The sequence below is a fragment of the Algibacter agarivorans genome (genome assembly GCF_039543245.1).
Classification (GTDB): Bacteria; Bacteroidota; Bacteroidia; order Flavobacteriales; family Flavobacteriaceae; genus Algibacter_G; species Algibacter_G agarivorans.
The window spans coordinates 13,904-39,830 of record NZ_BAABJJ010000036.1; the positions used below are offsets into that span (position 1 = coordinate 13,904).

The 25,927-nt window shown below is 34.5% G+C and carries 15 protein-coding genes; 3 read left to right on the forward strand and 12 right to left on the reverse strand.

Annotated elements, in window-relative coordinates:
• Window positions 1-12 precede the first annotated feature (12 nt).
• The 4 genes from ABD935_RS12440 to ABD935_RS12455 form a co-directional block, all read right to left on the reverse strand.
• Complete coding sequence (locus tag ABD935_RS12440; protein ID WP_345192429.1) at window positions 13-2,190, reverse strand: beta-xylosidase; 2,178 nt, start codon at window positions 2,188-2,190, stop codon at window positions 13-15.
• 28 nt (window positions 2,191-2,218) lie between these two features.
• On the reverse strand, window positions 2,219-3,613 hold the full coding sequence (locus ABD935_RS12445; RefSeq protein WP_345192430.1) for a cellulase family glycosylhydrolase: 1,395 nt from the start codon (window positions 3,611-3,613) through the stop codon (window positions 2,219-2,221).
• Window positions 3,614-3,783: 170 nt separating this feature from the next.
• A complete protein-coding gene (locus ABD935_RS12450) occupies window positions 3,784-5,364 on the reverse strand; it encodes a RagB/SusD family nutrient uptake outer membrane protein (RefSeq protein ID WP_345192431.1) in 1,581 nt (526 codons plus the stop codon).
• Window positions 5,365-5,373: 9 nt separating this feature from the next.
• Window positions 5,374-8,415 (reverse strand): SusC/RagA family TonB-linked outer membrane protein, encoded by a 3,042-nt coding sequence (locus tag ABD935_RS12455; protein ID WP_345192432.1) that lies wholly within the window; start codon window positions 8,413-8,415, stop codon window positions 5,374-5,376.
• 248 nt (window positions 8,416-8,663) lie between these two features.
• Between ABD935_RS12455 and ABD935_RS12460 the strand changes: the two genes are divergently transcribed.
• The 3 genes from ABD935_RS12460 (at window position 8,664) to ABD935_RS12470 (ending at window position 11,852) form a co-directional block, all read left to right on the forward strand.
• A complete protein-coding gene (locus ABD935_RS12460) occupies window positions 8,664-9,416 on the forward strand; it encodes a hypothetical protein (protein WP_345192433.1) in 753 nt (250 codons plus the stop codon).
• Between the two features lie 961 nt (window positions 9,417-10,377).
• Complete coding sequence (locus ABD935_RS12465; protein WP_345192434.1) at window positions 10,378-10,599, forward strand: hypothetical protein; 222 nt, start codon at window positions 10,378-10,380, stop codon at window positions 10,597-10,599.
• A 320-nt stretch (window positions 10,600-10,919) separates the two neighbouring features.
• Window positions 10,920-11,852 (forward strand): hypothetical protein, encoded by a 933-nt coding sequence (locus tag ABD935_RS12470; protein WP_345192436.1) that lies wholly within the window; start codon window positions 10,920-10,922, stop codon window positions 11,850-11,852.
• Between the two features lie 533 nt (window positions 11,853-12,385).
• On the opposite strand, the gene ABD935_RS12475 is transcribed toward ABD935_RS12470, so the two are convergent.
• From ABD935_RS12475 to ABD935_RS12510, 8 genes are all read right to left on the reverse strand, one after another.
• Window positions 12,386-14,053 (reverse strand): GH39 family glycosyl hydrolase, encoded by a 1,668-nt coding sequence (locus tag ABD935_RS12475; protein WP_345192437.1) that lies wholly within the window; start codon window positions 14,051-14,053, stop codon window positions 12,386-12,388.
• A gap of 152 nt (window positions 14,054-14,205) precedes the next feature.
• Entirely contained in the window at window positions 14,206-14,973 is a 768-nt protein-coding gene (locus tag ABD935_RS12480) for a 3-keto-disaccharide hydrolase (RefSeq protein WP_345192438.1), read from the reverse strand.
• A gap of 10 nt (window positions 14,974-14,983) precedes the next feature.
• Window positions 14,984-16,567, reverse strand: coding sequence for a sulfatase (locus ABD935_RS12485; protein WP_345192439.1), 1,584 nt, complete (start codon window positions 16,565-16,567; stop codon window positions 14,984-14,986).
• 167 nt (window positions 16,568-16,734) lie between these two features.
• Complete coding sequence (locus tag ABD935_RS12490; protein ID WP_345192440.1) at window positions 16,735-18,522, reverse strand: glycoside hydrolase family 43 protein; 1,788 nt, start codon at window positions 18,520-18,522, stop codon at window positions 16,735-16,737.
• Window positions 18,523-18,532: 10 nt separating this feature from the next.
• Window positions 18,533-19,486, reverse strand: coding sequence for a T9SS type A sorting domain-containing protein (locus tag ABD935_RS12495; protein WP_345192441.1), 954 nt, complete (start codon window positions 19,484-19,486; stop codon window positions 18,533-18,535).
• A 153-nt stretch (window positions 19,487-19,639) separates the two neighbouring features.
• Window positions 19,640-21,025, reverse strand: coding sequence for a BNR repeat-containing protein (locus ABD935_RS12500; RefSeq protein WP_345192443.1), 1,386 nt, complete (start codon window positions 21,023-21,025; stop codon window positions 19,640-19,642).
• 17 nt (window positions 21,026-21,042) lie between these two features.
• Complete coding sequence (locus ABD935_RS12505) at window positions 21,043-23,898, reverse strand: alpha-L-rhamnosidase (RefSeq protein WP_345192444.1); 2,856 nt, start codon at window positions 23,896-23,898, stop codon at window positions 21,043-21,045.
• 214 nt (window positions 23,899-24,112) lie between these two features.
• Window positions 24,113-25,876 (reverse strand): T9SS type A sorting domain-containing protein, encoded by a 1,764-nt coding sequence (locus ABD935_RS12510; RefSeq protein ID WP_345192445.1) that lies wholly within the window; start codon window positions 25,874-25,876, stop codon window positions 24,113-24,115.
• Window positions 25,877-25,927 lie beyond the last annotated feature (51 nt).

Here is a 25,927-nt window from a genome sequence, read left to right on the forward strand (position 1 = left end):
CAAAAACTACTTTTATTTCTTAGTGGTTAATATTATAGTTTTTAAATCTTTTCCCAGAGATGAAGCTCCTACTGATATTGTAAATGTTCCTGGTTCCACCACCTTTTTCATATCTTGATTTAATACATTAAGTTCATCAAACCCTAATTTAAAGGATACTGTTTTTGTTTCACCCGGTTTTAAGGTAATACGCTCAAATCCTTTTAACAATTTAAGGTAACGTCCTACTGATGCAAAATCGTCTCTAACATACATTTGAACTACTTCATCACCAACCCTATCACCTGTATTAGTAACTTCAACTGAAACAGTAGTTGATTTATCGACGTTAATAGTCGCGTTTTCTAATTTTGGTTCTCCATATTTAAACGTCGTATAACTTAATCCATAACCAAATGGAAATAAGGGTGACTTATCATTAAATCGGTACTTACCTTTTCCAGATCCAATAAAGTCAGGACGCTCAAGATAAGTTACAGGAACCTGTCCTACGGAGCGTGGAAAAGACATTGTTAGTTTTCCTCCTGGGTTTACGTTCCCAAAAATTACATTGGCAACAGCATCACCTGTTCTCATACCACCATACCACGTTTCAAGTACAGACGGTATATTTTCGGCGATATAATTTATACTTAATGGACGTCCATTAATTAAAACAACAATTACTGGTTTTCCTGTTTTGTGAATTGCCTCTACCAATTCATTTTGAACACCATACAAATCAAGATCAGAACGGTCTCCACCTTCACCACACGTTCTATGAGAGCTACCCACTACTAGAACAACAGCATCTGATTTTTTTGCAGCAGAAATAGCCGCAAAAAATCCTTCTTTTGAAAAACTATCAATATCACAACCTTTAGCGTAATTTATTTTTACTTTATCACTTACTTTTTTCTTTAAACCATCTAAAACTGAAACATAATATGGTGGTAATCCTGAATAACCACCCAATAGTTTATATGTTCCTTTTTTAGGTCTTTCTTCATGGGCGTTAGGACCAATGACTGCTAAAGATTTGATTTTTGATAAATCAAGAGGTAGGAGATTGTTATCATTCTTTAGCATGATTATAGATTTTTCAGCAACCTCCAATGCAAACTCACGATGTTCTTCACGACCTGCGTTTACTGTTCCCTCATCAATTTCTTTTGGTTCTGCATCAAATAAACCTAATTTATATTTTGCGGTTAAAATTCGTGATGTCGCTTTGTCTATGTATGGCATCAATGAAGGATTCTGAGTTACTGTATCCTTCAAAACATTAGCGTGATAGGTTGCTAACTCAACGTTCTTCCCAATTACCAAGTCCATGTCTACACCTGCTTTTAACCCTAAGATAGCGGCTTTAGTTCTGGTTTCAGGAATAAAATGCATCGTTTCTAATCGTCCTACATCGTTATTATCAGAAACAATAAAACCATCAAAACCTAACTCATCTCTTAAGATATCCTTCAACAACCAAGTATTCATATGACATGGCACTCCGTTATAATCTTGATGACCTGGCATAACAGAACCTACCTGTGCTTCCTTTACTGCTGCCTCAAATGATGGAAGGTAAACCTCACGTAAACGACGTTCAGACATATCGCTAAATCCCCCATTTATACCACGACGGTTTTCTGGGTATCCAACAAAATGTTTAGCTGTGGCGATAACATGATTTTCATTAAATTGCTCGTCACCTGTACCTTGTAAACCTTCAATAAACGCCACTCCCATTCGTGACACTAAATAAGGATCCTCGCCATAAGATTCCTCAACACGACCATAGCGCGCATCTCCTGCATAAACATCTAAATTAGGAGAATAACAATGTGTAACACCCAAAGCCCTTGCTTCTAGTGCTGTTTGAGAAGCCATTTTTTTTATGAGTTCTGGCTCCCAAGTTGAGGCACAAGCCACAGCTTGCGGATATACAGTTGTATTGCCATAATAATCTAACACAAGCCATAAGCCATGTAATGCTTCTCCATATTTCATAAAAGGAATTCCGAGTCTATCATTAGCTGGTGCATCTTGGGTCATTTCTGCTATTTTTTCATCTAAAGTCATCTGACTTATAAGGTCGTTTACTTTTGATGCAATTTCAGAATCTTGCTGACTCATGGAATTTGCATTTGTTTTATCTGAATTGCAACTGACAATCGAGATTACAAATAATCCAATAACTAATAATTTTTTCATAAATTTCTATTTAATAATTACCTTGTTTTTAATCAAAATTCCTGATGCCAGGAACAATTTTTATGTCCAATACACCTTCCGTTTTTGGCCATTTTAATATTATTAATTTTTGACTATTGGAATCCCAAATAAAATCTGTTGGGTCAATTGCCTTAGCCATTTTATAAATTTCTAGCCCCACATTTTTTAAAGGATTATAATACAAGACAGATTTGTCTCCTATTAACACCGAAAATCCATCAGGGTAATGTCTATTAGCTCCAATAAATATTTTAGATGCACCTTTACTATTATCTGGTATTATTTTAACATCTAAAGTTCTGGTTGCATGATTAAATAAAAATGATTGAATATCTCCTGCTATGGCTTGAGGAAAAGGTCTAGAAATCACATCCGTAATATACTTTCTTTCAACAGTTCCTGCATCAGTACTATCGCTAAAAATAGACCAAGTAGATGGTCCACCTGATAAAAAGTGTTGCATCGTTCTATTCCCTAAAAACCATGCTTTAATTGAGCCCACGCCCAGCTTATCAAAAACTTCTGCAGTTCTAATATAAAGTTCTCTGTATTTTAATTGTCCGAGTTTACCTTCTATTATTGTATCTGTAGTTGCAAAAGTTGGAAACCCCCATTCTCCAATTAGAATTGGAGCTTTTAACATGTCAGATTCTTTATCAAACCTATCCATATTACGTTTTATATAGTCGATATCATTTTGATATATATGCGGTGCAAAAATAATGTTCTTACGGTTTATTGGAGCCGTAATTTCTGAATATTGATTATTATCGACTTTCTCTCCTTTATTCATGAAGATAGATTGAAATAATATCATTTTATCTGCATTTATTTTTTGGCTTTCATCAATTATTTTTTGATATAAAGGAATTAAATATTTGTTTGTTAAGTTTTTGTAAGAAATATCCATGGATAACTTTCTAGGTTCGTTAACAACATCATAACCTAAAACCGAAGATTCTTCGGAATAACGATTCCAAATCACTTTCCATGCATCTATATAAGTTTCATATTCATTCTTTTTATTTTGCCAAAATTCTTCCCAAATAAACTTATCGACACCATAAACTGTCATTTTAAAAACAGTCTTTATACCATGATTTCTGCCTAAAGCTACTAAAGAATCTAATTTAACCAGATAATTTGGTTCAAGTTTGCCTCCAGGAAAATCACTTAATTTACCAAGCTCTAAACGTATTACTTGAGAATTCGCTCCCATTCTTACCATTCTAGAATAGTCATCGGCATCAAAAAACACTTCACCTGCATGGTCATTAGTATTTACAACAAATCCTCTTGGGATAATATGTCGCCCTTGTTCATCTCTTAGCCCATGCTTTATTTGGGCTAAAGCCATAATGGATGTGAAACAAAATACAAAAAAAATAAATTGTATCTTCATGAAGATATATTTGGTTCAAAATTCAATGCAAGATAAATTTCGAATCCCTAAAAAGCAACCTGTACTGTGCTGTAATTCTATTTAAGTTAAGTACAATTTATGATATAAAAAAAGACCGAAATAAAATTATTTCGGTCTTTTTAAACTAAACTAACTCAAAAAACTAATTACTATCTATATCCATTATTTGTTGGATCTGACTCCAATAATGCCGGGTTATTCTCTAATTCTTGTAATGGAATTGGTAATTTAACATGGTATGGTCTAATATTTTCATTTGGTTTCCAAAATCTAAATTCAAGATTCTGAACCACATCTAATAAAATGCCCCATCTGATTAAATCGTATCTTCTGTGCATTTCTCCAGCCAACTCCCATTTACGCTCATCATAAATAGCTTCTCTAAACCCTTGTTGGTCTAAACCTAAAATAGCTTCAGCCTCTCCTACTGTTGCATAAGCACGCTCACGCACTTCTCTAATATACTCAAAAGCAGCATTAGGATTACCACCTGGGCGCTCGTTTTCGCATTCTGCAGCCATTAAATGCACATCTGCTAAACGGAATACCATTCTATTATCAGAGTGGTTAAAACGAGGTGATCTATCTAATTCTAAATTCCAGAATTTGGCCATATAAGGAAACACTAAATCGAAACCTAAATAGTTATCTACAATATTTAACTCTCTTCTTAAATCGTTCATTGGAAATTTCTCTGCAAAATCTTTTGAAGCAATTTGCAAACCTGTTCCATTAAAAGCTTCTCCTCTTGCTCTAAGCGCGTCTCCTAAAGCATCTCTTTCACCTGTATTAAGAGGCTCATCTCTTAAACGTGGATTAAACATACTTGGTCGCCAGTTATTATTACCTGCAAATGACCTACCTGGGAATGCTGGGTCAAATTGACTATTAATATCTTTTGCAAAATCTAATGACCAAATAATTTCAGGATTGTATTCGCTAAACTGATCGAACACTTCATTGTAGGTTGGTAATAAACTGTGAGGAGATCCATTTATAATTTCTAAACACTTATCTAAGCCTAGTTGCCATTCCTTTTGCTTCATATAGATTTTAGCCATAACAATAGCTGCAGCCCATTTTGAGGCTCTACCACTTTGATCGCCAGTATATGCATTTTGTAAATTATCTTGAGCAAACTGCAAATCCTCTAAAACTCCAGCAATTATAGTTGCTTCAGGTGCTCTTCCTAAAGAACCAATTTCTTCAAGTGTAAGAACTTCCGTATAATAAGGCGCATCACCCCAAAGGTTTGTAATATGCCAATAGCATAAACCTCTAATAAATCTGGCATCAGCAATAATATCAGTTCGTGTTTCCTGAGTACCTATAGCATCATTACCTGTTACTCTGTCTATAATTACATTAGCATTTAATATGGTTCTGTAAAAGTCTTTCCATGTATCAGAAACACTCATTTTTTGAACAGAAACATCCGCTATAGCTTCATTCATTGAGTAATTACCCATCGGTTCTACAAAGTTTGCAGCACGGTTAGGTTCTATAATATCGCACCCATTATCATAAAAATGATCCAGTCCTACTTGACCGTATAAAGAGTTGTTCTTTAAAATGGCGTACATCCCTTGAACTGCTTGTCTTGCATCATTTTCCGAAGCAAAAAAGGTTTCAGGGGAAATAATCGCTTTAGGGTCTTCTTCTAAAAAACTTTCACAACCAAAGTATGTGAAAACTATAAAGACGTATAAAATTATGTTTTTTGTTTTCATATTTTTTTTTTAAAAAGTTACGTTTAGACCAAGTGTTATAACTCTTGGGTTAGGATACTGAGCACTAAGATACCCTTGTGCTATATTGCTACGACCAAAATTACTTGCTTCTGGATCTATCAATCTCGTGTTAGAAAATAATAATAAATTCGATCCTGAAAAATAAACCGTCGCATTTTTAATACCGTCTAATCCCATTTTATCAACAGGGAAATTATAAGCTAATCTTACGGTTTTAAGACGTATATGAGACCCATCCTCAACATACTCCGAATTCGGTGGTGTATTAGTTACAGAATCCGCTCCTGCTCTTGGAATATTAGACGTTGGGTTATCTACTGTCCATCTGTTACGTAAATCTCCAAATTTCACGGCCTCCCCACGGTTAAAGTAATTATTTCGCATCGATAAATTATACACTTCATTACCTGATGTACCTTGAAAATAGAAAGAAAAATCCCAATTTTTATATGAAAATGAGTTTTCAATACCAAAGATTAAATCTGGAAATGGGCTACCTAATACTACAGCATCTTGAGTTGAAGCAATACCATCTCCATTTAAGTCTTCAAAATGTGAACCTCCTACAACCTGAGGGTCTGTTCTACCTGAATCATCAATATCTTCTTGACTTTTCCAAGTCCCTAAGTATCTAACTCCGGTATAAACAGGAACTGATTCTCCCACAATTAAACGTGTATTACCAGAACCTATAATAGGATCCACCACAATATCAATAAAATCTACACCGCCAAGGTCTAAAATTTTATTTCTATTAGCCGATAAAGTTACAGTAGAATTCCAGTTAAAATTAGCTGTACGAACATTTGTAGAGTTTACTAAAAGCTCCCAACCTTGATTTTCTAAAGAACCAACATTTTGTACTTGACTATTAAAACCAGTTTGTCTTGGAATAGTAACATCTAATAATAAATCTTCGGTTTTCTTGTAGTAATAATTAAATTCAGTAAATACTTTACCACCAAACAAAGAAGCTTCTAATGCAATATCAAAAGAACTCGTTGTTTCCCATTTTAAGTCAGGATTAGCAGGCCTGTCTATTGTTAAACCAGGAACTTCTGCGCCATTAAGTGTTGTGTTAGCTGAGGTATAAGTTGCAAGCGTACTAAAATTATCAATAGCCTGGTTACCTGATTTTCCCCAACTCGCTCTTAATTTCAAATTTTGAAAAGTATTTTGATTTTGCATAAAAGGTTCTTCTGAAATTTTCCAAGCTCCTGCCACAGATGGAAAGAACGCGTATTTATTACCAGGAGCAAAAACAGAACTACCATCACGTCTACCTACTAAAGTTAAAAGGTATTTATCCTTATAAATGTAGTTAATTCTTCCAAATAGAGATTCAATTGTTCTCTGTCCGAAACCACTTGTATTTGAAGCTAATGTTGGTCTAGAATTTTGTAAACGGTTAAAACCAGTTGCATCACTAGTAATTCCTGCCGCTGATGCCAAAGACGATTCTCTAACTTCTTTTTGAAATGAAAGCCCTGCCAAAGCAGTAACATTATGATCTTCACCAAAATTGGATGAATACTGCACTGTGTTTTCATTATTCCATGCACTCAACGTTTCAGTTCGTACACTTGCTGTACCTCCATCTGTAACACCAATAGCAAGATTACCTGGTAATTGGCTTGATGTAAATCTATTTTGTTTAACATTATTGAATTCTGGATTAAATGTAGAACGTATAATCCACTTTGGTGCAGGACTATATTCTAAATACATCGTTGCTAATAAGTTATTTGTTAATGTCTCATTAGTATTTAGTGCTATTGCTGCTAAAGGATTATTAAAAGGCGAACCAACTACATCATCAAATCCATTATAGGATCCATCGTCATTAAAAACAGGTTGGGTTCGAAGTATTCCAAAAGCAGCCTGACTAAAACTAGCTAATGCATTATCCTGTTCTAATCTAGAATAATTTAATCTAAATCCTGTTTTTACTTTATCACTTAATTTAAGATCCAAATTTGCTCTGTAAATATATTTTTCAAGACCAGAACTCTTTACAATACCTTCTTGATTAAAATAATTTAATGAGGTATAATAGTTTAGATTGTCTGTTGCTCCAGCAATGGATATATCTGCATTATAAATTGGAGCAGTCCCTAATACTAAATCAACCCAATCATTGTCAGGGTATGTAGATGGATCACCTGGAAATGGTTCTGCAGCTGATCTAAAACGAGCACTTTCGTTTGTAAATTCTATTTGCTCCCTTTGAGAAAGTCTATCTGGTAATTCTGGTAACATTTGTGAACTCGTGTAAAGATTTAAACTTATCTGCGGTTTTCCAGCACCAGCACCGGCACCATTTTTTGTAGTTACTAATACTACCCCGTTTGCCCCTCTAGACCCATAAATAGCAATTGAAGATGCATCTTTTAAAATCTCAATAGATTTTATATCATTACTATTAATATTATTCAAGTTGAAATTTGTTCCAACAATAATACCGTCTATAACCCAAAGTGGTTCGTTATTACCAGTAATGGAGTTACCCCCTCTTACTCTAATAACAGTACCTGCTCCAGGAGCTCCACTAGTTTGTGTTACCTGTACACCAGAAGCTCTACCTTGTAACGCCTGATCCACCCTTGAAACAGGTACAGCAGTAAGGTCTTCAGCACTTACCGAAGATACAGAACCTGTTAAATCAGATTTGCGTTGTGTACCATAACCAATAACAACCACTTCATCAAGTTTATTATCTTGTTCTAGTGAAACATTAATTTGCGTTTGATTACCCACAAGCACTTCTTTGGTTGAATAGCCAATGTAAGAAATAACAAGTGTACTTAACGCTTCTGCTTTGATGGTGAAATTTCCATCAAAATCAGTACTCGTTCCTTGGGTAGTACCTTTTACTAGTACTGTTGCTCCAGGAAGTGGTTGACCGTCTGCTGTTACAGTACCTGAGACTGTTTGAGCGTTTGTCATTGCCATACACGACAATGCAAAAATAACACACATCCAAGTTTTTCGAAAACTTAAACACGTGTTTAGTGTTGTTTTTAAATTCATAAAGTTTTAGTTTATTTGTTAATTTCGGACTAAAATATTTTTAAATATTTAATCGAGTATCCTGTACTAACCGTTCTGCTCTGTGCTGTTTTTTTCTTAAAATTATTGGAAGATAACTGATGCGATTATTATAAATTACAGGATAGCAGGTTAGGAAACTACATATTTGTCTTTAATTTTATATTTAATTATTAATTACCCGCTTTAACATTAATTCCATTAAGCCCCATCAAATTTTCATATTTATATTGTGCAGTATCATATTCAGTACAGACATAAACCCTCAATCATCTAAACTAAACAAGCCAATAATAAATGGTGATGTCATCTTTGAAGAAAAAAATGGATTTGTATCTATAGAAGCTGAATATTTTTTAAATCAATATAAGACAGAGATTAGGCAATGGTATAGAACATCAAAAAATGAATTAGCAAAAGTAGGACGTGATGATGATAATATACATTGCATAGGGGCAAGTAATAATGCCTATATTGAAATTTTACCCGATACTCTGGTAACCCATTCAGACAAATTAGTTCATGGAGAAAATTTCTCTAACGAACTAGGTAAATTAGCTATTTTAAATTATAAAGTGAAATTTAATAATTCTGGACGTTATTATGTGTGGGTAAGAGCAATGAGTACTGGTGGTGAGGACAATGGAATCCACGTCGGTTTAAATAATGAATGGCCAAAACATGGACAACGTATGCAATGGTGCAAAGGTAAAAACCAGTTGACATGGACTAGCAAACAACGAACTAAAGAAGTTCACTGTGGTGTACCTCATGCTATTTACTTAGATATAGATGAACCTGGAATACATGATATACAATTTAGTATGCGAGAAGATGGATTAGAATTTGATAAATTTACATTAACTCAAGATATTAACTATGTACCATCTAATGAAAATCAAGAGGTGTTTTTAGCACAAGGCTTTTTACCAAATCCTTTTCCCTCTTGCAAACCTCAAGAGGTAAAAGGCTCATACTTTTAAAAGAATTTCTGAGTCAAATTCAGAAAACAATTATATCCCTGCTCAACAATTCCCTATTGAAGGGACAAATTTTTATAAGAATGGTGAAAATTGGTTAGTCATAAATCCAAAAAAACATAAGAAAGCGAAAACAAGTATCGCTTTTAATTTTGAAAGTGGAAAATATGATATTGTATTTGTAGGTGTTGCAGAAAATGATGGTAATTCAAATTTTAAATTATTAATAAATGATATTGAGGCCGGCTCCTATTCAGTTCCATTAACACCCTACCTTTTTGAAGAAGGCAGTAAATTCAATGCTGTTTGGCAAAATGTAATATTAAATAAAGGAGACAGCCTTAACGTTGAAGCTAAAGTTGTAACTGATGGCAATGAATGGACTCGCGGAAGATGGGCTGGTATAATCTTTACACCTAAAGGCAAAGGAAATCAAATAATAAACGCTCCTTCTTCTTATACTTCTGAATAAAACCATGATTATATAATATTTTGACATCATACTCTAATTTAAAAAAACATGAATAAAATATCATCAATCCTATTTTTTTTAAATAATATTTAATTGCACCCTTACTGCTCAAAACATAAATCCACCAAATGGAAAAATAGCCATTGTTGCCGATGGCAATTCTCCCGATCCTGATGATTTAGGAGGCACCGCCATAAGTATTGCTTTGCTCCGCGCTTCAGGATTAGAAGATCGACTAGTCCACTATTCACACAGTTGTGACTTAGTGCGCGACGACCGAATTTCGGAAAAAGCCGAAAAAGAACGCCACCATTTAATGCAAGTAGCTTGCGATATGACTGCGCGTCGCTAGGGCGGGTTTGACCATCTTACTTTTTACGATGCATATGGAAAAAAGAACAAACAATCAATGATTTATGCTGGGCCATAAACGCTTCTAATTCAGATGACCCTTTATGGATTATAGAAGCTGGTGAACCCGACATTATTGGTATGGCCTTGAAAAGAACACCCAAAGAAAAGCATCAATATGTTAAGGTTGTAACACATCACCCCGCAAACGATAATGCTGGGGGTTTTTATACTTGGCAGCAAATATTAGATTTTGGTATTGAAGAAGTTCGTATACCAGACCAAAACATAAATTTAAAACTAGATATAGAACAATGGGATTGGGCAAAGAGCCATAAAGACCCTCGTATACGATTAATATAGACTATAGGAAACATTGCAGAGGTTGATAATATTGTAAATTTTCAAAAAGGTAAATGGGATTGCTCTGATGCTGGTATGATTCTTTACTGGATTACTGGTGCTAATGTTAATAATGGTTAAAAGCAGGTAGTCTTCAAGTTGTAAAAACACTTTTAGAAAATTATGTAAAGAACAATCCAGAAACTAAGAAAAAATAAAGAATATGTAGAATTCACTATTTATCTTAAATTATTTAGATAAATAGTTTTCAATCAGCATAGTACAGGATGGCATAAATATCTCTAAGCTTTATTTTTGTTAAAAAATTTTACTGAACAGTTATGAAAAAACCTAAGTTTGTTTACAAACTCACATCAATAGCCACATTACTTGTTTTTGTTGCTTTCTTTTCTTGTCAAACTGATGAAGATCCCTCTGAGGACATTGTAGAAGTAATAATAGAAGATCCTGATCCTGATCCTGACCCTGTTCCAGTTACTGACGAAGATATAGGTGCGTACACTACTTGCAACCCAGAAGGTGAAAATGCTACTAGGACGTCAAATGATTTGCCAAACCCCGTTAATGTGGGAACTATTGATGATAGAAGTTGTTACGCAAATTACATGGAAAGTTCTATTTTGGGAAAATTTTGGGGCGTGTACAACATAACAGACGGCTCTAATCACATGGATGCGCCAAACACATTGCAACCTAGAATAGAACGTTCATTAAGTAGGTCTCAAACCACTGGAATAGGAAGCTATGCAAGATTTACTGGAATTGTAAGAATCCTTGAAGTAGGTGATACTACTGGAGATAATAATGATGGTAGTTATATTATGCAGGCCAAAGGAAAACACACCGGTGGTGGTGGCTCAGCAGATCCTGCTATTTGTTTGTATCTGGCTAAGCCCGTTTATGGTACAGGTGCCGATGCAGATAAACAAGTGTCGTTCGATATATATGCGGAGCGTATCTTAGTTCGTGGCGGATCAGGAAGTGGTAGAGAAATTGTTTTTCTCAAAAATGTAAATAAAAATGAACAAGTTAATATTGAGCTTGAGGTAGGGTTTAGACAAGATCCTAATGATAGTACCAAAAAAATTCATTATTGCGACGCGGTAATTGGAGGAACAGCTTTTAATTGGAATATTCCAGAACCTGATAGAGGCACACAATCTGGTATTAGATATGGCGCATATCGAGTTAAAGGTGGTAGAGCACAAATCAGGTGGGCCAATACTACGTACAACAAAGTAGAAAAACAATAAATAATTATAAGTGTGAGCGAGCGGTTTGAATTAAATTAGCTAATGTATCATATTTTAAAAAAGAATCATTCAATATTCTTTATTCGTTAAGGTTTTCCAATAATTTATGTAGTTATAACATTTATTCAATTAACTAAATCTGGTAATACGAGAAATCAAACAACGAAAATTGGTTAATTTTAGGAAATTAATGGTATTCTTTTACTTTAACTCCCTTATCAATTAAGTATCCTTTTTCTTGATCTATGTCTACAATCTCATAATATCCAAGGCTATAATTTGTCAAAAGTATCTACATCGTTAAAGGTATGCTGACCTTATCTTGTACTCCATGAGTCATCTCACCAAAACCTAATTCTTGAGCATTCTCAGGGCTTTGTTTAACGAATTTCCAATTTAGATTTAATTAGTACTTGGTTTCTGCTTCTTCAGGAATATGCATTTTATCTTCGTTCTTATTTATGTAAGAAAAAACGCCTATTCCTACTAAAAAATAGAAACAAGGCGTTTACAAATTTCATTCTCATATTTAATTATTGAGGTATTAATTCTATAAGCTTCACACTATGCGGTTCTAAATTAACCTCTAGAATAACAGAACTTTCCTTTTTTTCAATTATAGAATCGGTAATTGTTTGTGGTAATTCTGCCAAACTTTCATATTTAGTAAGATTGGTGCTTAAAACTGTTTTCCACCCATCCTCAAATCTATCTGAGGGTCTGTTACCGTAAATTCTCCCATTTGTTTTCTCCCCAACACCTGCAGCTCTTACATCCTTGTACAACTCATGCATCATAATTCCGTGTGTTTTATCTACCGTCCATTCATTCATCTTCCATTTTGTACCACCAGCAATAAGTCCCCCTTCAACTTTAGGGTAAACTATTCTTTTTGATGAACTTGATCTTGATGGGTTGTGGTTGTATACCAAAAGATAAATTATATCTCCCTTAATTACAGGTATTACTCCCGTATATCCACTCAAATTATCAATAGCTTCTACTCTATTGCCATCTTCCATCATCTGAAACATTTTTGTAACATTTCTTCTTCCTTGAGGCAAGTCGCTAGCTTCAATTTCCTGACCCCAGTCATATATCTCGGTAATTTTATATTGAAATGCCATATCGGCAATAGTAGCGTACCAACTAGCTCCTAATTCTGTCGCGTCGGTTAAACTCACTCCTCTTACGCCATTTTCATCTCTTAGCATTCCAAATTCCTGAATATCAAATGGAATATCTCTAAATTGTGAATAGCTATTTAATTTAGACCTGTATGATTGAACTATCCCAGGTAAATTCACAGTATTTTGGTCGATTTTCTCATAGTAAGATAAACAGAAGAAATCCATTTTTGTTCCTGTAGCACCTGTAGCATAATTAGTCCCTGTAGCACAATGATCAATTAGCTCAGTATTATATGTTGCGCTACCTTCTGTTAACATATTACCAGGACCAATAATCGCATCTGGAATTACTTTTAGCACCTCATCTACAGTAATGTCATAGTGTTTTAAATAATCATCTTTTGTACCTCTCCAGTGATTGGGTGTATAATTAGGTTCAGTAGCCACTCTAAAACGCCAAGTCTTTACTTCATCCATACCAAATTCATTTATCAAGGTTTGCAAAAACGCATTTATGTATTGCCTCCAAAGGTCATAATCATTTGGTGGTTTTGAATTCCCATAGGTGTCCACTACTTTAGGCAAACTCATATCCCAAGGCACATTATCTAAAACTATTCTTGGTTTAAAGCCGGTTTGCATAAAACCACGCATATCACGCAATAAAAGACTAAAATCTGTTATAATATTACCTGATCCATCAACACCCTTGTAAAAATTGTTTAAGTTATCTGTTCTTCCTCCTAAGACTCTAACCATGTTATAACTTTTCACATAGTCCTTAATTGGCTCGATAGAATTTCTAAAATTCGCACTATTAAAACGGGTTTGATTGACCATAGGTCTTGTTGACCAAAAATTATATAATTGACCAACAACTGACCCTGTATTTATGGTTACTATTTTGTTTGGATCAATAGTAGGTTCTTCCGGATCATCTGGATCATCTGGATCGGGATTTTCAATAATTTCCTCTTCAACCGAATCTGAATCTGAACAAGTATAGAATAGATTACACATTAAAAGTAGAGTAGTTAAAATAAAAACACTCTTTTTAATTTTAAGCTTCATAAACCATTTTTTTGAATTGTAAATTTAAGTTTCAAATTCATAAAAACTATCCCGCCCTGTCATGTATGGATAGTAGCCTTAATTATCTGAAGTAATTCCGAATAGAACAAGCATGTATAAAACTTGATTTTGTTTATACAATTGATGCTTTTTTACAAATGCTTCAATTGAATCTTTCTATATTGAATTTGCATTGGTGGACCAACATGTACTTGTACACCAATATAGCCTTTTGTAGACCTATTAGCTTGGTCTAAATCAGTCAACTCACTAAACAGTGTACCATTAACATAATGTTGCATTGTATTGTCTTTTACTATGAGATGTATGGTATTCCAATCGTTAGGCTCTATGTTAGATATTAACTCTGATTTTAATTTAGTATTAGTAATAGTTCTTGTTTGCCAGCAGTTTCGCTTTACATTTTTACGTATGTTTTGTTTTGGTATGCTATCTGGCATCTCCGGAATAGTTACAGTTTCTCCCATATAAGCCAATGTGGTTCTTTTTTTCTCTTCGTAATTCTGACCAGTGTACTTATTTTTGCCATCAATATCACATTGATATCCTCTTAAGGCAAACGGCATAGTTTCTATAAGTTCACTTCTGTAGTTTACACCACTGTTTCCTGAGTTAGTAATTTTGTATTCCAGTTTTAACTCAAAATTTTCAAGTTGTTCCTTTTTATAAATAATGAAAGAATTTCGTTTTAGAATGGTTTGTGGTGTTACCTCACCTGTTAAAATACCATTTTCAACACGCCAGTATGTTGGATCCCCTTCCCAACCTTCAAAATTTTTACCATTAAAAATTGAAATAAATTCATTTTTACTGTCATCTTTCTTTTTAGACTTTGTTCCACAAGCAATAAGAAAACCAACTAATAAAATACTTAAATAAGAAAAATAAATATTTTTCATCGCCATTAAATTAATCAACGGTTATCTGACTTCCCCACCAATCTTTGTTGGGTTTAAAATCTGGAGATAATACTTCCAACCTCTGTTTTTCTAAATTTAGTAATTTTTTATTAACAAGCTTTTGCAAACGCTTTTTGCGCTTATGTGGATTAAATTCGGCATCCGTAGTTGGATACTGTGCATTAACTGCCTTCAACCAAGATAGTAGTTCATTGCTTAAATTTTTGGCTATCTCTTGATGCTGAGAAATCATATTCTGATTATCTTTTTCTTCAGAAGGGAGTCTAAAAAGTTCCTCACGCCCATCTTCCCAATAATGAATAAGTTTCCAACCATCTTTTTGAATAATTGATGACGGTTCGCCTCCTTGATTGCCATAATGTGGATAATGCCAAAACAACGGTCTATTAGAATTAAAATCTTTACCTTCTAATACGGACTTCAAACTGATACCATCTATGTGCTGATTTTCTATAAAAGGTAGGCCTGTCAAATCTAACAATGTAGGATACAAATCGGTACTTATTACAGGTATTTCAGTAGATTTTATATTTTTTAACCAAGGAACCTTTATAAAAAAGGGTTCTTTAATACCGCCTTCCCATTGGTAGCCTTTACCACCTCTTAATGTCAAGTTACTGGTCGCATAATTATCACCTGAAGCAACACCTCCATTATCAGAGGTGAATACAACAATGGTATTATCATCTATACTATTGTCTTTTAAAGCTTTTAAAACTAAGCCGACAGCATCATCCATTGATTCCACTAAACCACCATAAACTGGGTTATCCTGAACGCTTCTAATAGGCAATACACGCTCCATCTCATAACCTATTTTGGCTATACCCAAACTATCCGCCTTTTCTCTATACTTTGCCCATTTAGCTTGTGTAGTTTGTATTGGGGCATGTACGGCATAAAAGGATAAAAATGCAAAAAAGGTAGAATCTTTGTGCTGTTGAATAAAGCTAGCTGTCTCTTTGGCTAACCTCATTGTTAAATTTTCCCCTTTCTGCTTATTTGGTAATTTTGGATTGTTCCAAGGTGAAAAAAATCCGCCTCGTGGCGAGCCAGCATCTATACCTCCTATATTAATATCAAAACCATGATCTTCTGGATAAGAACCTTTGCCTCCTAAATGCCATTTTCCAGCAAAAAAAGTTTTGTAACCATTGTTTTTAAAAGCTTCTGCAATGGTAATATCTTCTTTTGGTAAAGCTTGAACGTAATTGGCTGGCAGCAATTTGTCATGACGATTTCTTGTTCTCCAATCTGTTCCTGACTTAGCACCTATCCAATCGGTAATACCATGACGTGCTGTGAATTTTCCCGTCATAATACTAGCTCGTGATGGACTACAAACACGACTTGAAGCATAGCCATTAGTAAACATAACGCCTTCTCTTGCAAGTTTATCTACATTTGGGGTTTCATTGAAGGTGCTACCTGTTACACCTAAATCGTGATAACCTAAATCGTCAACCAGAATGAATAACACATTGGGTTTAGATCGTTCTTTTGGAACTTGCGCTTTGTTATGACATCCAAAAACAAAGAGCAGTAGTAAACTGAATATTTTTGACTGATGCATGTTTATTATTGTTTTTATTCTGTAAAGATATTCTATTTATGTTTAGACCTATAATTTATCTTTTGCCCGCGTTAGGGAATGGTATGTTTGAGCTCCTCGTAGAGAGCGAGTAGTGAAAGCCCGACCCTTTTTGGGGAACGCCCAATCCTTTATTTGAATAAGTTACTTTAAAGCTTTGCCGCTTTTGGCCCATCGTAATCATAGGTAAACCAATCTACGTCTATGTATCCTGCGTCTTCTTTTTCATTCCATGAGAAGAAACCTAACCTATCACCCGTCCACTTTCCAAAAGCAATCGTAAATGTTGGTCCAAATGATTTAAAGTTTTCACCATCGAAGCTATACTCGTAAGTAGCTTGATTACTATTATTTGATGTCCTAACATATAAATCATTCCCTGTTATTTCTGGACCTTCTGTTTTTTCTGCCATAGGATTCATGTAAAACAGATTCTTTTTCCCGTTTTCATCTACCTCAATACCTAACAAATTAAACACGCCCCCATATCTTACAAAGCCTGCCAACTGATGTGGTTTCATTCCAGAAACATCAAACTTGGCAACTGCTGTACCTGTGGTGATTCCCATGATACGTTGACTTAGTGTATTGGAAGCTCTCCAGAAATCTGAATCTGAGCCATCGTTGTTTGTCCATTCGTTTATATTTGGTCCGTAGCCTTTTTCATTTGGCAATACTTTACTTGCTTTTAAACGCAACCAACCTGGTTTTTCTGTAAGCGACCAATGTGTATTTCTTGGGTTATGGTTCCATTCCCACTGAAATCCTAATTTAGCACTTGAGAAATCATCATCAGAACTTGGAGCTACAACCGGATAACCATCAATAGGTTTTTTGTGCTGTTTTACAGGTTCACCAATGCCGTCATTATCTTCATCTATACCAATTATTGGCCAACCATCTACCCAAGTAACAGGTTCTAAACATTGAGGTCTTCCTTGGAACGGAATCTCATCATTTTGAATGAGTTGATGCATATACCACCATGATTTACCTGGAGCTTGCATTAATCCTCCTTGACTACAACTACGATTATTAAAAGCTGTTCCTTTTTCTAAAACGGTTTTAACCTCATATGGTCCATAGATACTTTCTTTGGAACGTAATACAATTTGTTTTCTATCATTTTTAGGATTTTTAACACCTGGTTTGGTTGACTTGTCTCCCATAGTCCATTGTGCTAAAAAGATATACCAAGTGCCATCTATTTTGTAAATTTTAGCAGCTTCTGCACCCATGCCAGTGTACACTAATTTACCTTCGCCTAGGATTTTTGTTCCATCCCAACTCATTTCGTAAATTCTATTTTCGTTGCCTTCAATTTTATTACTTGCTGCTTTTTGCTTACCTGCTGTATTAATTATTACGTAAGCTTTATGTGTTTCTTCATCCCAAAAAACAGCTGGGTCGTCTAGAACTTTGGCCTTAGGCAACATAAAAACTGGTTTTGTCCACGGCCCTTTTATATCCTTAGCAGTTGTAACCATTAATCCGTGTTGATAATCTATTTGGTAGCAATACCAAGTGCCTTCGTGATACGCTAAATCGCCTGCCCAAGTACCAAAAGAGTAGCCGTTCATTCTATCCCAATTGTATTCTGGTGCCCATGATAAACTTTCAAACACGTGCCCCACATTAGTCCAGTTTACCATGTCTTTAGATTCTAGAATAGGCATCCCTGGTGACATGTGTTGTTTTGATGTAATCATGTAATAGGTATCTCCAACTTGCTCGATATCTGAATCTGGATAATCTGCATTTAATATTGGGTTGATATATGTACCGTCTCCTTGGTCTCCAAAGCTTCCTGTTGGGACTTTAACTAGATTTATAGATATTGAATCGTTTACATCTTCATTTTTTGTGTTTGATTTACAGGATAATGCACACACTAAAACCAGGGCATGAACAACTACTAAACGTGATATTTTTATCAATAATTTGTATCTATATTTTAACAATTTTTTTTGTAAAAGTAGAATTAGCACCACCACTACTAATAAAATAAATACCACTTTTCAAATCTCTAATATTAATCGTCTGTTTTTTTGAAACCGTTTCTATTGTTTTTACTATAGCACCGTGAATATTAGAAATAACAAGCTTTGATTTAACTGGCAAATTATCAAAATTAATAAAATCTTTAGTAGGATTTGGATATACTTTAATTTTCTCTAACTCGTTTTTAACAGTAGACAAGGCGTTATAACAGTTTGATTCTGGGTTATTTAAATCAAAAGCTATACTTCCAGAAACCGTGTTTCTATGCAAAACCATTTTATCAATAAATAAATACGAGGATCTAGCATCTACCGTAATCGTATATTCTTTAGCTTCATTAAAAGTTACAAAAACTCTGTGAGCCACATGGTCGTTAGTATTAGTTACAAAACCCCAATCTAATCTATTCCCAAAAGCTTTTATGAAATTTTGAGTAGAACTTCCTGCGGCACACGTTAAACTTGAATCGTTATTACACATTGGCTTTGGGTATACTTTAGCTCCATCTTTTATTCCGTAAAAATCTTCGCCATCAATTTTTAACCAAGCATCGTTATGCTCACCTTTACTAGTCCCTAATCCAACTCGCATGCGCCACGCAAATCGATAAGTACCAGGGTTGTTAATTTTTATTTTATACACAATGGGGGCACCTGATAATGCGTTAAAAGATTCAGGACCTGTCCAATGTAAATATGTGATTTCTTCACCATTAACAGTTTCTAATGCAATTTGCCATCGATTATCATTTATAACTCCAGATTCCATTTCAATAGTTAAAAGACCATTTTGCTCTTCAAAAGGTAGTGTACCATCACATGGGGCTGTTTGTGCAAACACATCTGTTGAAACTATTAAAATAATAATAATAATAAGTGCAATTGTAATTCTACTTTTCATTTTATAAGCTTTCTAATTAAGGGAGTAATATTAATTAATTCAATATAATTAAGCATCCTGCACTGTAAGGTGTTATTTTAGTATTTTATTGAATTTGATAGTATCTTGAACTGTCTTGTTCAATTTTATAAAAGTGAATTTAGAAAAGTTAGCTTATTGAATTTTTAATAAAACTAATGTGCTTAACGGTCCTTCTGGAATAACTTCTGGAGCATGTTGGCTAAAACCTCCATGTTTTGCTTCCCATTTAAGTAGGTATCTAGAACCATCATCTTGATTACCACCTTTATCATATACTATTCTAACAAGCATGCCATCTCTATCGGTGATCGTTTTCCTGATATCTTCCGGATATTTAAGTTGAATTTTAGCCACTTTATCTGCATGTTCCAACGTTTTCAAATCTATATTATAACGTCCAGACTCTCCTTTCTCAGTTTCCCAATCTATGGCCAATAAGTTATCATCTGAAATGCCTACAAAATTAAATTTACCACCAATAGACATAAAAGCACCTCCTTTTATAAATTTCCAACGGAAATCCCAATTTGATATTTTTTTAGAAACCCACCCATCATTAATAAACTTAGCCAGATACAACTGTGTGTTACCTTCCTCATCATATTTTACATAACCAAGGATGGGTTTATTTTCTTTAGTAAGTATCAATTTATATCTACTATTGTGCATACCTCCTTTAGAAGGTGTAGCATCTACTAAAACCTTCTCATCATCTGGTTTAAAAGGTAATTGTAAAGTTTCACCTGCTGCATTTACCCAATTCTTTAAATCCGAAGTTTTAGCATAACAAATATGATGACTAGTTTCTACCATAGGTGTCCAACGCCAAATCCAAGCAAAATGAAAATCTCCATGACTATCTTTTACCCAATTATGGTATGCTGCTCGATCATCATTAGCTTCAATACCTTCAAATAATGGTTGCTCTAAATACCGTTCCCATTTCTGCTCTTTAGCTAAAAACCGATTTATTAAAATATTACCATTTCCGCAAGTTCCTGAGCGGTACGAAAACAATAAGTTCCCTTTCTTATCATGAAAAAAATTGGGATATGTAACACTATTCTCATCTTCGCCTACCATCTTATTGACCTCAACCATAGAAGTTACATCATACGGTTTTGTACTTCTAAAATATGCCAATGGGTGTACATGCTGATTCCCACTAATATGAATAAAACCCATCTCATCAATCCCTAATTTTACATAGTTATGTGAATCCCACATAAGTTTATTTGGAAGCGTCTTTTTTGTCCAATCTCTACTACCAATTTCTCTTGAAGCGACGGTCATCATTCTGTCTCTATCAAAATAAGCTACAAACTGTTTATCTCCTACGATCTTTAAATCAAAGTCCACTCCATTAGTGGCCCAAACAGAATCGACTTGAATTTGTTCAACAACCTTTGGCTCGTTTATTTTTTTATCATCAGCTGAAACCGTTTTCGTTTCTCTTGAATTATTTATACAAGAGAAAATCAAAATTATAATTACAAATAATAAACTCTTATTTTTCATTTTTACATTATTTGCCGTTAAAATTTCGAGTATTCAATTTGATATTTCCCAGAACCTAAAACTATAGCACCTTCTTCTATTTCAAGTGTACTATTTTTTTGAAAATAGATAACCGATTCACCATTAATTTTCAAGCTTTCTAATTCTGATGAAGTTACCACAACTTCAGCCTGCGTGTTAAACGGCACTTCAAGGTTCATGTTCAACACCTTATCTTTTGTTGTCCATTTATTAGTAACATCTCCATAAGGCGTTGGAACTGATACTTCCGTTTTTGTAATGGTACTAGGATACTCAGGATTTACTTTAAATATTTTATAACCTGCTTGATTTTTTGAGGATTTAATACCTCCTAAAGATTCAAAGAAATATGCTGCAAAACCACTGTGCATAGGGTGATTTAATGAATTAGTAGGTCCTTCCATTTTTTCCCATTCAAATTGACGCTCTGGCCATGTAGTGAATCCGGAATTCATGACGTAAGTTTGACTCGGAAAATCGGGCGTCGTTAATATTTGGTATGCTAAATCTGCCTTTCCGTATTTTGATAAAACAGTGTATATGTATCGGTTTCCATGAATTCCAGTTGAATGATGACCGCCTTTAACTTCAACAACATCATGAGCCAAACCATTTACTACAGATTCAATTTCTGCTTCTGGTACCATATCAAATTGTAGTGCTTGTACAGTAGCTGTTTGACTTTGATACCATTTATGTTTTGTATTGGGTATACCTACTAAAAATTCTTTGTTGAATGCATTTTTTAAAGCTTCTTTTTCTTCTTTCATTTTGGCTTCGTAAACAGCATCTCCATTCATTTTTGCAAATCGCTCCATAATACCTAAAACATCATAGAAATAGGCGTTTGCTGAAATAATTGGGTCGCATTCCATAGCTGAAGGGTTTTTACGTCTGTCCCATAGTGGTGGACACCAATCGCCCATACCATCTTGCATGATGCCATTTTCGTCTTTATAGTTTAGATAAAAATTGGTTAAGCCTTTCATGTCTTCGTAATATTCTTTTACAATAGCATCATCACCATAGTATATATAATTATACCAAGGCAAATACATGGTTGCTACACCCCAATCTATTTTTGCATAAGTAGATGTACGTTTTCCAGGAGCAATCATAGTAGGCACTTGAAACTTGATTTCCGGATTATTATGTCCTTTGGTTGGACGCATTTGCGTACGGATGTCTTCCATGTATTTCTTGTAGAAGTCGTACATATCATAATTATACAAAGCATATTCACAAAATGCGTGTGCATCACCTAACCATCCACATTTTTCACGGTGCGGACAATCTTCAGGAATACCGTGAACATTATCTACAATCGTCCATTTACTAATGCTGTGCATTTTGTTTAGTAATTCGTCAGATGATGTAAAACTTCCTGTTTCTTGAATATCTGTAGCTACTAAAACCGCTTTAATCATATCAGCATCTGGTTTCCTAGAAACACCTTCAATTTTTGCATATCGAAACCCGTGATAACTAAATTTAGGCTCCCAAGATTCCACGCCATCCCCTTTACAGACGTACTTATATATTTGAGCCATTCCGTTTGCACCTCCGCCAGTGGAGCCTTGAAAAATATCTTTTCCATTGGTTAAAAGAGCCTCTGTTGTTGTGATTTCAATTAATTGCCCTTCTTTTTCTTGAACATTTAATTTTACCCAACCAGCAATGTTTTGTCCAAAATCAACAATCCAATTACCATCTGGCGCCTTAAATACATTTTGCGGTTCAAACGCCTTTAATTTTTTAATTGCTGGAATTTGCTGTGCGCTTATTTTCTTAAGTTTTGGAGATGCTTCTTTAGCATTCCCCCATTTTTCGTCATTGTAACCTATAGTATTCCAACCATTAATTTCATAACGCGCATCGTACGTATCTCCTCCATAAATATTATTAAATACAATTGGCCCTGTAGTTTCTTTCCAGTTTTCATCTGTATAAAAATCTTCAGCAGAACCATCCGTATAGTTTAACTTAACCAAACAACGCACAATTGGTGGCCCATAAGCTGTGCCTTTTTCTGATTCCGGGTCTCGGTTCCAAGAAATATTCTGCCCGTAAAACCCATTACCTAAAATAATTCCGAAGGCATTTTTACCAGATTGTAATTGTTCTGTAATATCATAATTTACATAATAGGCTTGCTTATCATAGTTAGATGGCGCAGGATCTAACACATGGTCGCCTACTTTTTTCCCGTTTAAATACAACTCATAATATCCTAAACCACAAATATAAACTTGGGCATTTTCGATATCTTTACTAAGGTCTATCTCATTTCTAAAATAGCTAGCCGCAAAACCATCAACAGGTACAGATTTTTCCATATTACCTCTTTTATACCCTCTAAAGCGGTGTTCTGAAGTTCGTGTGTCTTTATTTAAAGTAATCCATTTTGATGCTTCCCAATTTTCTTTATTCATTAATCCCATTTGAAATTTTTGAACTTCAGACCATTTCGAAACCGTACCCTTCTCATCCCAAATCTTTGCTTTCCAAAAATACGTACTCATCGCCTCTAAGGGCTTACCTTCATATTTCACAAAAGCGGATTCACCACTTGTTACTTTATCCGAATTCCATACATCAGCCTCATTTTCGTTTAACTTATCTTCTGAAGATGCTACCAAGATATGATATGCCGATTGGGATTTATTAAAACCTTCAACATCTGCAATCCAAGAAAATAATGGTTGTTCGCTCTCGATTGTTGATGGATTTATTTTTGAATTAACCAACAGTTTATCGAAAGAAATTGATGTTATAGGCGTTGATACTTGATTGCAGGACATGCAAAGCAATACAACTAAAGCAATGGGAAATAAAAATTTATTTTTTATCATTATTTTAGAGTGAATTAGAATATTTTTCTTCAAAATTTTAATTGTTGAAAGTACCTGAATACTTTAATAATACTATCCTGTGCTATCACGCATAAGGCTTTATTTGTTATTTAAGGAAAAGCAAAAACGCTACCATTAAAAATACTTGATAGCGTTTTATATATTTCTTATTTGCGTTTTTAATTAAATTCACAAGCACTACTAATATACAAAATTATCTAATGACAATTTTATGGGTTGAGATGCCCTTGCGTCCCTCTAGTTGCAGAATGTAGATACCTGTTTGATTAATATCAAAGCGAATCTCTTTTTCAGATACAAATTTTCCTTTTTGATTTTCTACACCGTTAATTGAATAAATTCGATACTGCACTTCCTCTCCATGGGTTAGTTTTATATTGAACGTGCCTTTATTAGGATTTGGATATATGCTTATCTCATCTTCTTTTACAATTCTTTTAGTAGATAATGATGCGTTAGATAATTCTATAATATTTATTGAAAATTTGGGCAATGTAATACTTTCACTTCCATCACTAATTAAAGTTAACGGATCCACATCAATCCCCATAGCGCTTTCCTCATCCATTGTAGAAAACGCAATGGCTTTGTGCACTGCAGTATCTGTATAAGCCACGCCATCTATATTCACATGAAAAGACACATCTTGATTACTAAGGTTTACAACAAAAACGGAAGTTTTCCCATCCTTGATTACCACTCTGGCGTTAACCGCTTTTACACCATCTACAAGGTTTGCTACTTGTACGTCACTTTCAATTAATGTGGTATTTTCAAGTGCTAAACGTATGATTTCATATGCCGACCCGAACAGTGTTTTTTCTAAAGGATACTTAATTCTTGGGCGTTCTACGCCACTAGGAGAAATATAAGTTTCCCAAACGTAATGTGAGTTTAATTTCCCATTTACGCTAAACCAATTGGCACGCTCAAAAATATCTTGATTTTCACTCATAAAAATATAACAATCTGCCATTCCTAAAACAGATACCGCATTTGGACCACCGGATTTCACACCCCACTCGGTCAACCAAATTGGTTTATTTGGTGCCACTTGATGCGCATAATCATAAATAGAATTCCCTAAGTGTTTACGTGCCGTAAGTGCCGTACCAAAAGCTTCGTTGCTATTGGCAGCATCATCAGGATCTGAACCTACATAAGTATGCACCGTTACCGCATCAAAATAAGTAAGGTCTTGGGTTAAATCGGTATTCCAATTAGGATTAGCCCAATTGTCTCTTCTCAACAATGGTATAGATACTTTTATATTCGGGTCTTTTGCTTTAAGCGCTGCAGACATGGATTTTGCTCTAGCAATATAGTCTTCTGCGTTTGGAATGATTGAGCTTCTTTGCCCTGGATAAAAACACTCGTTACCCATTTCAACCGCTTTTACTTCAAAACCCCTAACAATCAAATCATCGTATCGCGCCATGGTTTCTGGACATCCATTATTAAAATCCGTACCATCTGCACTCATATTAAACGTCCACATCATATCAAACCCCTTGCCTGTTGTTGATTTTCTGCTTGCATTTAAACTTGTGAGGCCTTCTATTCCAACTTTAATATCAAGATTATCAAATGTGTTTATACTCGCTAAAAGATCCACTGTTTTTGTTTTAATAGTCTTATTCACTCCTTGTTCGTACTGAAAGGTTTCTGTTCCAAAAAGCCGAGTAACATCACGGCGCCAATCATACCAATTAGACCATAAACCATGTGGAAACCTTATGGTTATAGGTTTTAATTTGTTTATTAAATCTTTCTCATTTGTGGTTGAAAAATGATGTGTATTTGTTCCAAGCAATAAATTATTATACACTTCTTTTGATGAAGACGTTACATTAATAGTGGCCTCCATATTAGATGGCAAACTAAAAGGATAACCTTGAGCAAATACCGATGCTGAGATTAGTACTGATAAGCTAAAACAAAATAAATTTTTTAACATATTTTTTGTTATTGATTCAATTAAGTAAAAATAGGGTTATCCACAACTAGC